Origin of the sequence: Neobacillus dielmonensis (assembly GCF_000612665.1) — a bacterium.
GTDB classification, from domain to species: Bacteria; Bacillota; Bacilli; order Bacillales; family Cytobacillaceae; genus Neobacillus; species Neobacillus dielmonensis.
Genome location: NZ_HG942076.1, coordinates 282042 through 297744 on the forward strand (window position 1 = coordinate 282042; position 15703 = coordinate 297744).

The 15703-nt window shown below is 39.3% G+C and carries 14 protein-coding genes and 1 pseudogene; 8 read left to right on the top strand and 7 right to left on the bottom strand.

What is annotated here, in order from left to right; translation table 11 throughout:
* Positions 1 to 12 precede the first annotated feature (12 nt).
* Genes BN2425_RS17830 through BN2425_RS17845 form a run of 4 tightly spaced genes read right to left on the bottom strand, consistent with a single transcriptional unit; the run spans position 13 to position 3936 of the window.
* Positions 13 to 390 (bottom strand): sensory rhodopsin transducer, encoded by a 378-nt coding sequence (locus tag BN2425_RS17830; protein ID WP_042462220.1) that lies wholly within the window; start codon positions 388 to 390, stop codon positions 13 to 15.
* A 22-nt stretch (positions 391 to 412) separates the two neighbouring features.
* Positions 413 to 1366, bottom strand: coding sequence for a sugar ABC transporter substrate-binding protein (locus BN2425_RS17835; RefSeq protein ID WP_042462222.1), 954 nt, complete (start codon positions 1364 to 1366; stop codon positions 413 to 415).
* Between the two features lie 55 nt (positions 1367 to 1421).
* A complete protein-coding gene (locus BN2425_RS17840) occupies positions 1422 to 2414 on the bottom strand; it encodes an ABC transporter permease (protein WP_042462312.1) in 993 nt (330 codons plus the stop codon).
* Between the two features lie 22 nt (positions 2415 to 2436).
* A complete protein-coding gene (locus BN2425_RS17845; RefSeq protein WP_042462224.1) occupies positions 2437 to 3936 on the bottom strand; it encodes a sugar ABC transporter ATP-binding protein in 1500 nt (499 codons plus the stop codon).
* A 144-nt stretch (positions 3937 to 4080) separates the two neighbouring features.
* Here BN2425_RS17845 and BN2425_RS17850 point away from each other — a divergent pair, with 144 nt between their 5' ends.
* The 5 genes from BN2425_RS17850 (at position 4081) to BN2425_RS17870 (ending at position 8364) form a co-directional block, all read left to right on the top strand.
* A complete protein-coding gene (locus tag BN2425_RS17850; protein ID WP_052352942.1) occupies positions 4081 to 4560 on the top strand; it encodes a sugar ABC transporter substrate-binding protein in 480 nt (159 codons plus the stop codon).
* Positions 4550 to 6022: a tetratricopeptide repeat protein gene (locus BN2425_RS17855; RefSeq protein WP_042462226.1), complete on the top strand. Its 1473-nt coding sequence runs from the start codon at positions 4550 to 4552 to the stop codon at positions 6020 to 6022. Before BN2425_RS17850 ends, BN2425_RS17855 begins: the two co-directional genes overlap by 11 nt.
* A 561-nt stretch (positions 6023 to 6583) precedes the next feature.
* On the top strand, positions 6584 to 7054 hold the full coding sequence (locus BN2425_RS17860; protein WP_042462228.1) for a hypothetical protein: 471 nt from the start codon (positions 6584 to 6586) through the stop codon (positions 7052 to 7054).
* Between the two features lie 16 nt (positions 7055 to 7070).
* Positions 7071 to 7844 (top strand): hypothetical protein, encoded by a 774-nt coding sequence (locus tag BN2425_RS17865; RefSeq protein ID WP_042462230.1) that lies wholly within the window; start codon positions 7071 to 7073, stop codon positions 7842 to 7844.
* A 64-nt stretch (positions 7845 to 7908) separates the two neighbouring features.
* Entirely contained in the window at positions 7909 to 8364 is a 456-nt protein-coding gene (locus BN2425_RS17870) for a hypothetical protein (RefSeq protein WP_042462232.1), read from the top strand.
* 130 nt (positions 8365 to 8494) lie between these two features.
* Here the strand turns inward: BN2425_RS17870 and BN2425_RS22595 are convergent, their stop codons facing one another.
* Together BN2425_RS22595 and BN2425_RS17875 are read right to left on the bottom strand one after the other, a co-directional pair.
* Entirely contained in the window at positions 8495 to 8659 is a 165-nt protein-coding gene (locus BN2425_RS22595) for a hypothetical protein (RefSeq protein ID WP_154663537.1), read from the bottom strand.
* Positions 8660 to 8738: 79 nt separating this feature from the next.
* The gene (locus BN2425_RS17875) at positions 8739 to 9131 is read right to left on the bottom strand and encodes a hypothetical protein (protein ID WP_042462234.1); all 393 of its coding nucleotides are present in this window, start codon (positions 9129 to 9131) and stop codon (positions 8739 to 8741) included.
* Between the two features lie 85 nt (positions 9132 to 9216).
* On the opposite strand from BN2425_RS17875, the gene BN2425_RS17880 reads away from it, so the two are divergent.
* The 3 genes from BN2425_RS17880 to BN2425_RS17890 all read left to right on the top strand — a co-directional run bounded on the left by BN2425_RS17880 (position 9217) and on the right by BN2425_RS17890 (position 14524).
* Positions 9217 to 9696, top strand: coding sequence for a hypothetical protein (locus tag BN2425_RS17880; RefSeq protein WP_042462236.1), 480 nt, complete (start codon positions 9217 to 9219; stop codon positions 9694 to 9696).
* A gap of 217 nt (positions 9697 to 9913) precedes the next feature.
* A complete protein-coding gene (locus BN2425_RS17885) occupies positions 9914 to 11068 on the top strand; it encodes a hypothetical protein (protein WP_154663538.1) in 1155 nt (384 codons plus the stop codon).
* Positions 11069 to 11704: 636 nt separating this feature from the next.
* On the top strand, positions 11705 to 14524 hold the full coding sequence (locus tag BN2425_RS17890; protein ID WP_052352943.1) for a TerD family protein: 2820 nt from the start codon (positions 11705 to 11707) through the stop codon (positions 14522 to 14524).
* Between the two features lie 435 nt (positions 14525 to 14959).
* On the opposite strand, the pseudogene BN2425_RS22350 reads toward BN2425_RS17890, so the two are convergent.
* Positions 14960 to 15456, bottom strand: a pseudogene (locus BN2425_RS22350) (SPFH domain-containing protein).
* Positions 15457 to 15703: the final 247 nt, after the last annotated feature.

A 15703-nucleotide genomic window follows, 5' to 3' on the forward strand; every position in this document is an offset into this window, starting at 1 on the left:
TAAAAATTTATTTTATTGTTCTGCTGGATAAGCCATAGTTGTCATTAGTGTATTTTCAGCCTGAGTAGCATCCATTCTGCTGAATTGCACAATCACTGGCAGATTACTTTCAAGCCGGAGTGCGTAAGGCACACCTTTGGGAATTTTCCTGCCGCTACCGTCAAGCCAATCCGTACGAATATGTTTTGTTCTTTTTCCCTGCACCAAAACCTGAATATTTTCTATCGGTTCCTGATCCTCAAAATAAACCGTTACTTGGGTTTCAGCATCTTGCTCATTGCAATTTAAAACACAGATGGCTTCGTGGCTTTCCAAATTACCCGAGCTTTTTACCGGGATAAACCCATCCGGAATATACCAAACTGTCGATCCTTCTTTTCGATTACTCATTTTAATCCTCCCTCCAATCATATTATTTTAAGTATTTATCCACATTTTCTTTTGTTACTAGTTCAAAAGGAATATAGGTTTCTTTTTCATAGTCTTCTTTTTTGATAATCTTCAAAGCGGTTTCAATGGCTCCTCCACCTTGTCCATTCGCATTCTGGAAAACCGTTGCATCCAATCTTCCATCTTTAACAGCCTGAAGGGCATCGGCAATGGCATCAATACTAATCAATACAATATCTTTCTTCACCCCGGCCTTTTCCAGAGCCTGCAAGGCCCCCATGCCCATCTCATCGTTTTGTGCAAATACCGCATTTATTTTTCCTTTGTTCGCTTGCAGCCAGTTTTCCATTAAGGAAAGGGCTTCGTCTCTCGACCAATTGGCTGTTTGCTCAGCAATTAGTTTCATATCCGGATAATTTTTCAAGATATTCTTTGCACCGTCGGTTCTCTTAATTTCAGCTGCCTGACCGGGATAGCCATGCATCATGACGATATTTCCTTTTCCATTCAGCTTTTCGGCAAGGAATTTGATCGCAATTTCTGCAGATTCCTCATCCTTCGATCCAACGAATGCATCAGGTTCAGCCGTTGTCACACCATTAACATTGATGACGGGAATTCCTGCTGCTTTGGCCTTTTCCACTGCTGGAGAAGAGGCCTCTGTTTCAACAGGATTCACGACTATGGCATCTACCCCTTGGGCAATAAAGCTATCAACCTGTTGAAGCTGCTTGTCGGCGCTTTTCTGAGCATCATTGATGATGACTTTTACTCCCAATTCCTTGGCTTTTTTCTCAATTCCATTTTTGATTTGAACAATAAATTCATTGCCAAGATTTAATAAAGAAACGCCAATCACAATCTGATCATCTTTCTTCTTATCGTCTTTTTTAGCTGTTCCTGTTGTCTGCATTCCGCAACCTGCAATGAGAAGAAAAACTAATAAAACGGATATGACACTGGTGAACTTCTTCACTTTCCCCACCTCTTATTCACTTATTTTTTTATATAAATATAAATTTATATCCCGATTATTTGGTTTTCTTTCGATCAATTAGTAAGGCCCCTATGATGATCATTCCTTTAATAATCTGTTGATAGTAGGAAGATACATTAAGGAGATCCAAACCATTATTAATGACTCCAATTATTAATGCACCTAGCACGGTCCCCGTAACAGTACCGACACCACCCATGAGACTCGTGCCGCCAATAACAACGGCAGCGATGGCATCTAATTCATAGCCGACCCCGACATTCGGTTGTCCTGTTGTAATCCTGGATGCTTGTATTAGCCCAGCTAATCCTGCCAATGCTCCGCAAATGATGTAGCTCGATAGAATGACTTTGTTCACCTGAATCCCAGAGGCACGGGAGGCTTCCTCATTTCCCCCAATGGCATAGATATATCTGCCATATTTGGTCTTCTTGAGTACAATGAAGGAAATGATAAAGACAGCAGCAAGAATAATGACTGGAATCGGAATCCCGAAAAGAGCACCGCCCCCGATTAAATTAAAGGAATAAGACAGGTTGGAGATTGGTCTTCCTTCACTTACGACAAGTGCTCCCCCTCGGGCAATGGTCATCATTCCTAAAGTGACGATAAAGGGAGCCAATTTTGCTTTTGTGACAAAGAAACCGTTGACGGCCCCGATCAATACCCCGCCAAGGACAGCTAATAAAATGGGGACAATCACCGGATACGTATTCGGATGGGCAAATAAAGCAGCCAAGCATCCTGTTATGGCAACATAAGATCCCAGCCCTAGGTCAATTCCGCCAATCAAAATAACAAACGTAACCCCGATAGCTAGAATGGAATTAATGGCCACCTGATTCAAAATATTCATCAGATTTGTAGGCTGTAGAAAAACAGGTGAAAGAGCTGAAAAAATCGCACATACTAGAAGTAAGGCTATGACCAATCCGTATGTTTTTAATAAATTTCCATTTACTTTAAAGGTTTTTTTTAGTGGTGCCCCATGTCCACTTTCATTCGTTTGAACCTTTAGGTTGTCCATTGTTTCACTCCTATTTACAATTTTATCCTCCAACGGCAAGCCTCATAATTTTCTCCTGATCCGCTTCTTCTTTCGATAACTCGCCCGTTAATCTTCCTTCGTGTAATACAAGGATTCTGTCGCTCAACCCGAGAATTTCAGGCAATTCAGATGAAACCACGATGACGGCTTTTCCCGCTTCTGCCAGTTCAGAAATCAAATGATAGATTTCTGATTTGGCCCCAATATCAATCCCCCTTGTTGGTTCATCTAAGATGATGACATCGGGGTCTCTCAATAATGATTTGGCAATGACAATTTTCTGCTGATTTCCACCACTTAAATTCTTAACCAACTGTTCACCAGTCGGGGTTTTGATCGATAATTCCTGAATCATCTCATTGACGATATTTTTTTCTTTTCGCTTAGAAACTAGTTGGGAAAAACCTGAAATCAAATGTAAATTTGGTAATGTCATATTTTCTCTTACCGATAAAGGTAAAACGAGACCAAATCTTTTTCGATCCTCACTGACTAAACTAATGCCTAAATTAATAGCATCCGCAGGTGATTTAATCTTGACCTGCTTGCCTTTGAATTCAATTTCACCCTCATCATACGATTCTAATCCAAAGATACTGTTGACGACTTCCGTTCGCCCTGCCCCCATTAGGCCAGCAATCCCCACAATTTCTCCACTGCGAACATGGAAGGAAATATCTCTGTAAGCGTTTGCTTTCTTTAGCCCCTTAACACGAAGAACTTCCTCACCCAAAACCTTCTTTTTCTGAGGGAATAGGTCGGTAAGTTCTCGCCCTACCATTTGAGCAACCAGTTGATCAATCGTAAGTTGTTCCGTTTTGTAGGTCCCAATATACTTACCATCACGAAGGACGGTTATTTCATCCGAGATTTTAAAGATTTCGTCCATTTTGTGTGAAATATAGATAATGGCAACATCATTCTTTTTTAGTTCATGAATAATCGTAAATAATTGGTCAACTTCCCGGTCTGTGATCGCTGATGTTGGTTCATCCATAATAATGACTTTCGAGTCATATGAAATCGCCTTTGCAATTTCTACCATTTGTTTTTCAGACACGCTTAAGTTCTTCATTAAGGTCTTAGGATCCAAATTTAATCCTACTCGGTCCAATAACTCTTTCGTTTTTCCAATCATTGCTTTTTCATTAATCCAAACCTTTTTGAAGGCGGGTTCTTTTCCCAGAAAAATATTTTCGGCAATCGTCATATGTTCAATGGAAGTCAATTCCTGGTGAATCATCGAAATTCCTATATCTAGAGCCTGCTTAATATCTTTAAACTGCACCTTGTTTCCGTTATAAAAAATCTCCCCTTCATACTCCGGATACATGCCTATTAATATTTTCATTAAGGTAGACTTTCCGGCACCGTTCTCACCCATTAATGCATGGACTGTTCCCGGCTTAATCTTTAATTCGACATTACTTAAAGCATTGACACCAGGGAATGTTTTTGTAATCCCTTTCATTCCAAGGATGTATTCAGCTTTCTTCTCCATCAAATCCCCCCTCCATCATTGTTTCTCTAACTCCTATTTAGATTTTAATAAGTTATGAGTTATAATAATATTGATAAAAATCGGAATATTTATTTATATTTTTTCGTATCAAAAAAAGTCACATTTTATCTAAAGGTGCAGCGTATGGTAAAAAAAGGACCGATCCTACTACTATTTTTTCTCTTTTTTGTTTTGGGAAGTTGTAATACTCCATCAAATCCTGAAGAGGTTGTAAAAGACAAGAAAACTGCCAATCCTATACTTGAATCGGACATCTTAGTGGGAGCAACCTTTTTAGGAGACTTTGAGTTTCCTACAACGATAAAAAATATCATGGTGCAAAACGCGGAAACCGAGGGAATTCGATTATTGACCTATAGCTCTGAAAATAATGCTGCACAACAATTGGAACAAATAAGACAATTAATTTCCAAAAAGGTGGATGTGCTAATTTTAAATCCGATTGACTTTAAAGCAGGATCACTAGGTGTAGATTTAGCCACACAAGCAGGGATTCCCGTGATTGGAATTAATACAGTTGTAGATACAGTCAAAATGCAATGTTATATAGGTTCGAATGATATTGAGGCCGGTGAAATGGCGATGAAATATTATGCTAAATAAACTTCAATCTGCCATAAAAATTGAAACAAGAATCCTGAAAAATATGCATTATGTGAGAGAAATGGGAAACATGGGATCTCATAGTATCAATGGTACAGTAGAGGATAAGGATGCTGTACGCGCATTAGATTGTTTAGCAGATATCATAAACTGGTACCTGGAGCGTTATGGAAGTCCGCTAGATTCTAGCGTGAATGTAGAAAATACCGATAGCAAGGCAGAACCTGCCGTTGAAAAGGAGTTCCAATTAGGGGAGAATGCCAAACAACAGGGAGATTTCATTACCGCATTGGTTCATTATTCTAATGCTGCAGAGCACGGCCACACCGAAGCACAATATCAATTGGGAATAGCTTTTAAGGAAGGCTATGGAGTACACTCGAATCTTGAAGAAGCCTACAAATGGTTTGAAATAGCCTCTGAAGGAGAACATATGAATTCTCTATTTGAAGTTGGTTCTTTTTATTATTACAGAACGGACGAGAAAAAGGACCATAAGAAGGCCTTTGAATATTTAACAAAAGCAGCGGAAAAAGGTCATCCTGAAGCCCAAATCCTACTAGGAAAGATGTATCAAAATGGCGAGGGAACCGATGTAAATATTCTTAAAACGATCTATTGGTTTAACGAGGCGGCAGAAAAACACAATCGTGCTGAAGCCTATTTATATTTAGGCGTTATTTACGAAGAAGGAAAATACATTAAGCAAAATGAAAAAACAGCATTCCAAATGTACTGGAGGGCAACAAATCTAGAAAATGTGGAAGCCATGTTCCGATTAGGCATCATGTGCCTGGAAGGCAGAGGAACAGAGACCAATCTAGATCAAGCGCTATACATGTTTGAAAAGGCAGCAGAACTTGGACACGAAGAGGCATTGGCATGGTATCAAAAAGCAGCCAAACTCAACCATGAACTTTCTGACGATCCCGAAAGGAATCAACTCTTCGAAAGTATAGCAGATTCTTATAAAGATTTCCGTCGAAGCGATGCTTCATCGGAATCTGAAGATGATTCCATTCCAACTGACATAGACCACACAGCAGATTCTAACCCTGCTTCCGACATAGCAGACGTATACCGCAAAGCGGCATCGGAAGTAAATGCTAATACGAAATATAAAAATGGACAGGAAATCTTAGAAGATGTCTTGGCAACATTTGCCGTTATAATCGAAGAACACCTAGAAGGTATTGATCCATTTAAAATCAATTGGAAAGGCAACACGAACGAATTTTTTAATCACGACCAAGAAAAGTTTGGTTTAATATTGATCGACTGCCATTTATATTTCGGTATTGAAATTGATTATGACCCGTACACAGAATTAGAGATTTTCCCTACTTTAGAACATGCCTATACTCACCTTGCAGATAAGGTCCTAATAAAGCATGGGTTTGATCCGAAAACCTTAAAACCGATTCGAAAAAAATCTGGTTTTTTCAAATCGCTTTTTCATTAATGGGCTCCGGGGGGACGGTTCTCATGGTGCCCCCTAGAACACTTCACATATTTTTTATGCCTCGGAACTGGTGCTGTTCCTCTAATTTAAATCCCTTTACATCCTATTATGAATGCCAGAGGAACCGTCCCCCTTGGCTCCCCCAGAACGTTTTTTGAAAAAATAACTGCTACGGTCTCCCGCACAATGCCTTTCGGAACATCTCTAAGTACCTCAAGAGAAGTCTCCAAAAAAACTGTTTCTCAAAACCCATGATTATATACACTCTATGCCGCTAAATAAGTAGAAAAATTGTTTCTATAACGTGCATTTTTTAACCAAAAATCCACAAAAAACAGGCACGGGTCTGCCTCTTAGTGTACCACCAGAACCGTCCCCTTGGTTACCTTTTTTGTTCATTATATCGAACGAAAAAGTGAGTTAGAAGGAGATATTTGGAAGTTTACGGTCAATATTTAGTTATTTTAAGCTTATTTGGCGATATTTAAGATTTTATTTCTATACTTACGAATTATATAATGAACATAATGGTTCACTATATTGAACAACGAGGTGGTGAAAATGAAGAGAATCGCTGTGGGATTTCTTTTAGGATTCATACTGTTAGGGGCAGGAACTACATATGCTTTTTCTGATGCTGGGGCAGCCATTTACACTTGGTTCCAACAATCCTTATTAGAACAAAGCAACAAAATAGAAAACGAGGCTGCGAACCATATCACCTCTTCATTTGAGGAAATCCTTACCGATTTTCAAAAGGCCTCACAAGATGCCGAAGACCAGTTAATCGGTTATCAAGTAGAATTGACTACCGATTATCAAAAAACAATTGAAGCGCATCATGATCAATATATCCAGCAGTTGCAAACCACCACAGAAAATCTCAAACAGCAATCTCAACACGATATGCAGCTATATAAAGAGCAGACAAAATCTAGGGCGGAAGCACAAGCTTCTCAGGATGTTGAGGCTATTCTAGCAGAGTTACTGGTAGAACAAAATGGATCTACAGAAAATATGAAGAATGATTGAGAGGATGAATTTTACCATGAAATCAATTAAAGCAAAAGTTCTAACAGGTGTCATCGCAGTAGGTTTAGTATCAGGTGTTGGAGCGGCATTTGCTGATACCGATGCTGGTGCTGTTTTAAAGACTTGGTATGACGGAAAGTTTAGTCAATCATCTGCTTCCGTTCAAGAAGGCGCCACAAACTACGGTAATGCCAGCCTTGAGGCATTTACTAATGAGACAAATGGATTAAAAACCGAGGCAACCAACAGCATAAACGCGACGAAAACAAATGAGACCAAAACAGCAAAGAATGAAATCGCTGCCGAGAAAAACAAACATCTTAAAGCATTAAATGACAAAAAGACGGAGATTTTAGGGTACATGGATGACCAATTTGATGCCATTTCCCTTTCTGCTCAAAATACTTTTAACAGCACCGCCGACCAGGCATATACCAATGCCTACGACAATTTAAAAAGTCATACGGAAAGCAAGGGATGGGATGCTTACGTTGATATGAACTCACAATTAGCATCAGCTGAATTTGATGCGATTAGATCCTTGGAGGATGCTATCTATTATGCAAAGGCTGACTTGCAAAAACAATTAGATTCCGAATCCGCCGCAACGACACAAGAAATTAAAGACGCCATTGATTCGAAAATTCAAGAACTGCGAACACTGATTTCTCAGAAGAAAGACGAATTAGTAGCAGCCCAACAGAAGTATATTTCAGACGAAGCCCGACAACGTGTAGAAAATGCCAAAGCAAACCTTGAGGCAACCGTTATAGATAATATAAACCAATAATGATAACAACGATTAGGGCCCTCTTTCCCGCTGGGCCCTAATTAAAAACAGGAGGGTGTTCATCATGACAAGGAAAGATCAAGATAAAAAAAGAATTCGTTTTAGCCTCAAGCTTCTGATTGGAGTTCTGCTTTTAAGTGCTGTGATGGTTGGCCATATCGGAGTCGCTTTTGCCGATCAAGATATCAATTCTCTTTTAACCAATTGGTTTAATAAAAAGGGACAAGACTCGGTTAGCTCCATTGAAAAGGCCATAGCAGCCGAAGAAGAGCAGCAAAAGCTGCGTTTAAAAGAAGAACTGCAAACAGAATTAGCGGACTCCGCACAACTTCTGGATCAGTATACTCAAGAGGAAAAGCAAAGGCGAATACTCGAATTACAGCAATATGCTGACAAACTCATTGAAGATATGAAACTGGAAAATAATCAAGCGGAAAAAGCAAGGATTGCTGCCGAAATGGATAAAGAAGTTCAGAAGGCCATCAAAGCGATGGATAAAATTAGGCCAAAAGAAAAATAGGGACTTAAAAGTAATTAGAATCAAATTATAAATGGATTATCACCTTGTCTTAGAGTGGAAAAATTTTTGGAAATGGTCACCTCATAAATTCAGCTGCTAGTTTCTATTCACCCAAACAACCAAGCAATCTTCAATGGACAGGAGGACGACTCTCTTCGCTGGCCAGCAGGCCCCTTTCTTTGGCACCTGCCTTTGGGTTACCACTAGAACCGTCCCCTTGGCTAATAGAGCTTGATAGAGGTATCCTTAAACTCACGGTCAGAATCAGAACACCCTCATCCTTACTTATGTACATTCCTTTTTTTTCCTCTATGCTATTGCCTGTCACACAAAAAAGCCGCATTACACGGCTTTTTGTGTGGATAGATCTATTTTTATTTCTGATTAACAGTTGCAAGTAACTTTTCTTTAAATAAGTTTAGAAAAGTTTTTTGTCTAACCCCTTTTGCATTATCTTGAAAGTAAATAAGCACGGCAAAGGCTAATGGCAACTTTAATTTTGAATCAATCGTTATTGGATTAGAATAATCAACTTTCAATTCTTTCGTTTGTTCATGTATCCACACTGGATACATTTCCTTAGCATCAACACCAGGACTATCACTAGCGAATATCTCTGGAATAAAATATACTTCCTCCTGGTCAAGCACCATAATGACATTTTTCATTGTGACGTATGTACCAAACATATCTGGTGAAATTTCTTCTACTTCATAGATGGAAAAAAACTCTTTAGTAATCTCTCTGATGGAATTTAAATCGTACATAGTTTCACCTCAGGGTATTTTAATAGTTAGTAAAAACAGACTATTTCCAATATACTATATAATAGACAAAAAGGGGGAAAGTATCATGGAATTTATAAGAAAATTACTAGAGTCGCTTCATTTGGGTAATCGCTATAATAAAATTCTTATTGCTGAACAAATAGAAAGGGATTTCAATACCTCTTATCCAGTATACGTGGATTACTTTCTATCTTATGAAATAGGGTCTATAAATTTGCCCAGCTCTATCATTGAAGAAATGAGAAATGATTTTGAGTTTAATGTTTGGTTTTTAAACCACTATATTATAGTTATGTTTTCCTATGGGTGGATTATAGGGTTCTTAAGTAAATACAACACTAAATATGATCAGTTGAATAAAGTCATATATGAATTTAACGAGGAAGCAAAAGAACATTTATTATCCTCTGCAAATAATATCCTTAATTACTTTGGTCACCAGGAGATAGCAAATATTTACACGACTTGTGGTAGCAACATGTTTCACGAAGGTAAGGATGCAGGAAAAGCATATAATGGTAGCGTAGAGATTAATAAACTATAAAATTTTGTACCATATGACAGTATAATTTCCCCTTGGAGGATTCAAAAGATGAGTTTCATAGATCTTAAAGGCATCATTTTCGATACTGCGACCTTAATTTCTATTATTGCGATTAATATGACAGTGATTGGTTTAACATCTTTAGCGGAAACTAAAAAAAATAATCGGGGTCGATTACGGAAGGTTTCTTGTAAAGAAATATAGAATTGTGGGTCCCATGAGAATTTATGAAATGCTGATTGTATTTGCTATCATAAACGTCTTTTCTTTATTCTTTATAGTTATTGAGAACCCCAGTTTTAGGCTAATATTATCTATTTTGCTCACTGTTAGTCTAGTATTTGCAATTTATTACTTTTTTGCTTATATCATTTCCGAGAATTGGCGAGTAAAAAAGCAGATTTATGAGGATGAACTCCTAGGATTATATTATGAGAGTGATAGTTTTAAGCATCAAGAAGCGGATGTTCTAACCAAAATGAGTGGAGGTTCTAGAACAAGCAAGAAACTGTCAAGCAATATCATCAGTTACTTCGATACATATAATAGTGATTCGCAGCTTGCATTTTCTGAGGTTTTTGGAAAGGACTCTGTAATTTACGATTATTCGAAAAAGACTCGAAGAAAAATCAAGAAGAAGTATGGAACTTCCCCCTACCTATACCGTAAGCAGCCAAATGGTATTTATGACATTTCCTATGAATACTTCCAATTGTTTCGGAGCAGTGAGCAGCAGTTTAAATGGACGTTTGAGATTTTTAGGCTTTTTGATGGAGACCGTTCCATTAATCAATTATTTGACCTCATTCGATTATACAACTTCACCAGAATTGTGACCCACCTTAACTTATTTGGGTATAACGAATCCATCTATAATTATAAGTTTATCGAATACTTGGTTGGTTATTATTATCATGCAACCTCGATAACAGACGAGGAAGTGGCCACGATAGAGGATTTACCTCACCTCAAAGAGGTAGAAAAATATACATACTTACAGCTCATTCAATTTATGTTTGACGTTGAGGATCAACCGCGAGATGCAGCTTTTCTTCAGAAGGCATACACGATTTCTGAAGACATCATTTTAAATCATAAGTATCATGGCTTGTTAACTGAAGAAGAACGCATACTTCTTTTATTAGACAAGACGTTAGAACTGAACAACCCATTACTGAAGAAATTATTTACTGACATGCTGGATAAGTACTATCTCAAGAACCAAGGAATGGCAATACCTTCAACACTCAACCTAGAACGAATTAAAACCTATATTAAGGAATATCAGCAACAAAGAGCAAGATACCATGTCGTTTCCATCGAGGAATTATTTGAGCAAAATGCACAGTCACGGGAAACAGTATTCTCTTAGGGCTCCACCGGGACGGTTCTCATGGCACCATTAGGAACGGTTCATAATAAAACTAAATAAACGTTTATTTAAAAATCATATCAAAACCTACCAATCGTTTGTTTAAATCGGCGGCAATCATTGATAGGTAGAGCCTTGAATGTTAACAATCCCATAAATGATGTCATTAAAGCAAACGTTTATTTAAAAGCGCAAATATACATGCCAATGCATTTCCAAAAACAATTAGAAAAAAATTTGTAGCTAAATAAACGTTTAATTAAACTCATGGCATATTACCACCGGAACCGTCCCCCTGGCTCCATCTTTTATGCCTCGGAACCTCTCCATTAATTTCGGTGCTTGTCATGACCAATTTTTATCGAAGATTGATAGGTTTTAAGTTAAATAGAAAATGGTAAAATGAAGTGGGATTTAAATATTATTGGGGTGGTTGGTTGTGGCTCTTCTTTCCGTTTCGGGAAGGAGATGATAATCATGGAGACAGTTCTTCTCCTCTTCAGGCTGTCGACCATTATCCCACCAATCCAATTTTATTATGTTATGCTAATTTATAATATTTAGCAAAAGGCACTGTTAAAATATAGAGAATCGCCCTTACCGGCCATTTTCCAGCATCTTGAGGTGAGAGATTTCATGAAAGAAATGATTCGTGGTGAAAAGGTTACTTTATCAACCTATACACCCGACTTCCAACTGCAGGTAGAAGTACATATTGAATCCTCAACGGAAATCGACATTGCTTGTTTTGGTCTCAGTGAAGCGAATTTGCTATCAGATGAGCGTTATATGATTTTCTATAATCAGACCCAGTCGCCTAATCAGGAAATCGAGCTTCTTTCCTATAAAAGCGGAAACGGTAAATTTCTGATTGATTTATCCAATCTTCCTTCCACTATTCAGCATATCGTATTTACTGCGGCCATTGATGGAGAGGGCAGCATGTCCATGATAGAAAAAGGATCGATTATCATCTCAGCTAAAGGTCATCCTATCTTAAACTATCCGCTAAAATCCAGTGATTTTAAAACCGAAAAGGCGATTATCCTATCAGAAATTTATTACAAATCCTTTTGGAAAGTGGCAGCGGTCGGACGCGGATTTAATGGTGGGCTCGCAGCCTTGATACAGCACTTTGGAGGAGAGGTAGAAGAAGCATCTCAAAAGCCTTCCCATCCAACCCCCGTATTCCAACAGGTGACGGACGAAACTCCTTCAAAAACACATCCATCCACCGAAATGGAAACGGCTCCAAAGACGGAAGCCCCTGGTTTACCAATCTATTCTTTGGACATAGAAACACGATTCATGTTGGATACGCTTGATTTTGAGGAGAGAAAGACCGAACTATCCAAGCTTGAAAAAGAATCCTTTCTCTTTTTCAAAGAATTACTAGAGGAAAATATGGAAAACGTAGAGATTGATGAGAAAGATTTTTCCATAAGTTTCGATCATTTACGATTTAACAAATACATAGATGTTCTCGTCAACATCATTGGGGAACTTGAAAATGAGCTTGATCTCCTTCACGAAAGCGAAGAGGATTTAGACGAAGAAAAAGTGAAGCTCTATGCAGCAACACTATGTATAGCGTGCCATTATCGGTATCCATTGGGGCTGTACAACGACCTATCAACCATTCACGACTATATTGCGAATAAAGTGCAAGAGGTTCCTAGATTTGAAAAGTTCTTTCAACTCTCATTCCAGTTAGAGACATTTTGCCCCGAGGCTATTCCTTTTTACAAACATCCCTTTAAAGGGGCATCACTGACAGATTATTTCCAAAAAGAGACTGCCGGTGCGGATGAGGACGTATCCCTCGCCTACTATAGGATTCAACAATACCTTTATGTCATCTCTTTGGAGACCAATAAGGACTGGATTTACCCTGAAGAGCGAGAGTTCTCCTATTGGGAAGTAAAAGTGATCATGGAAGATTTGCTTTCTAAGCTTCGGAATGACTTAAGGAAAGCTTATTTACAAGAAGACGACTGTGAAATAAAGCGGATCGTTTATGCGATCCATTTAGTCTCCAATTATTTTATCGGCCTAAATGGAGGAACATCGATGAAACCTGAAGAGATTTCATTTGACGATCACCTCGATGCCAACTATTTGAATATCAATCTATTAGGGGAATCCCTCTACAATACTTCCCTTACTTATGCAAATGATGTTCGTATTTTAGGTTCAAAAGGACATGGTGTTGCGGCAGAGCGAGCCAATCACATCATGGATCGAATTCAAGGGAAAGATGCTGAACTCCTTGGGGATGACAATAAGCCAAATGGAGCTGACCGCAGAATTGGCAGCGAAATGATTCAAACGAAGTATTGCAAGACCGGCGGAAAATGTATCAGTGAATGCTTTGAAAATGGAAAATTCCGCTATCAAACGGATGGAAAACCCATGACCATTGAAGTTCCAAAGGATAAGTATGATGATGCGATTAAAAGCATGCAGGACCGTATTCAGCGTGGGGATATGAAGGATTTAGGGATTACCGACCCTGAACGTGCAAAGGACATTATCAAAAAAGGAAATGTATCCTATAAAACCGCTCAGAGAATTGCCAAAGCAGGAACCGTTGAAGGCCTTCTCTATGATTCTAGTACAGGGGTGATTCAAGCATCACAGGCATTCGGTATATCCGTCTCGATTTCACTTGCTCAAAGCATTTGGCGCGGTGAAGATCTGGATGAAGCTGTTTCGGATGCGGTCAAAAGTGGTTCAAAGGTCTTTGGTCAATCCTTAGCACAACATATTGTAACAAAGCAGCTTGGCCGGACAGCGGTTGAAAAAAGCTTACGCCCGATGACAGACTTTGTGACCAATAAGATGCTTGGGTCAAAGGCCTCAGCCAAAATCGTCAATACATTTGTAAGGGGCTCGAGCCAAAAAGCGATTAGCGGAGTTGCTGCGACCAATCAATTATCAAAATTTTTAAGAGGAAATGTGGTCACCGTTGCCGTGACAACGGCTGTAATGTCTAGCGGGCATATCTATGATGCAATTGAAGGAAGAATTTCAGGAAAGCAATTATTTAAAAATATCAGTACCGCCGGCGCAGGTGTAGGCGGTGCAGCCATTGGCGCTTCCTTGGGTTCGGTTGTCCCTGTGGTTGGAACCTTGGTTGGAGGAATGGTCGGAGGCTGGGTTGGAGGAAAAGTCTCCAAATCCGTACTGGATAAAGTAATCGAAGATGATGCTGTCGCCATCTATGAACAATTAAAAGATGTATTTGTTGCTTCAATTGAAGAGCTCCAGCTCGACCGTGATGAAGTCAATTTCATCATGGATTATGTATTCGACCAGAAACAATTGCCGAAGAAACTCAAGCTCATCTATGCATCCAATAATCGAGAAGAGTATATTGAAGAGGTAATCGATCCTTATATTGAAGCCACCTTAAAGGCGCGGCCAAAGATAAGAAACGTCTACGCACTTAACTGATTATTTATCAAAAACGCCTCAGCGGAATCATACCGTAGAGGCGTTTTTCTTAGGGCTCCACGGGGACCGTCCCCACGGGGACGGTTCTCATGGCGCCATTAGGAACGGTTCATAATAAAACTAAATAAACGTTTATTTAAAAATCATATCAAAACCTAACAATCGTTTGTTTAAATCGGCGGCAATCATTGATAGGTAGCGCCTTTGAATGTTAACAATCCCATAAATGAGAGGGAAAGTTTCCTTGGTACTGCCGTGCTTGAATTCCCAATAGCTTATACGCAAAAAAGACGGTACGTAATGAGTGTACTGTCTTTCCATTCTGTCTTTCTTAGTTTAGAATCACACCATAAGAAGCACGAGGGTACCAATAGAACCGTCCCCATGGTTCAATCAAACAATAGGCGGCATACGGGGTGTGACTGGCACCACAATCTACTGCTTCTCAAGCCCGTTAACATCGATAAATGGTGTTGCACCTCCGGTGACGCTCGGGAGGCGTCCGTCCCATTTTTCCAGGGCTTTTTCTTGGACTTCGATTTGTTTCAATTGAATTAATTCCGGGGTGACTTCTTGTTTCTTTAGCTGCAGTGCTTCAGCAATGGCAGGGTCCACAATGCGGGTGCGGTAATCCATTCCAATTTCCTGATAGAGCTTATTGACCGCTTCGGGATCAACTGAATAGTTGACAGCGACCTTTGTCGTTACCATTTGAAGATCCTTTGAGGATGCTGGGAACTTTCTTCCTTCTGGACACGAACCTCAACCTGTTGAACCGATTGGACGAATGGTATCCTAAAATGAAGACCCTCCGATAAAATGGTCGGCTTAACGGCTCCCAATTGCACCAGCACCCCCCTGTTCCCAGATTCGACAGTAGTTACCGAAGCAAATCCCACAACCACAATTACCAGCACAATGAGTCCAATCATTATCGATTTTGTATATTTCACACCGTACCCACCCTTTAAAAATTCCCCATTAAACAAATATGAAAACAAGAGAGACTTAATACCCGAAGACACCACAGGGACGGTTCTACTGGCTACGTACCACATTGGCGGTTCTTGTAGCTCTTTTGCTTTGGAGGCATTGATGGCGCAGGGACAGTTCCCATGGCCACACATATCATCAGTTGATAAAGAGAACCACAAGAACCGTCCCCCTGGTATCGTCCCC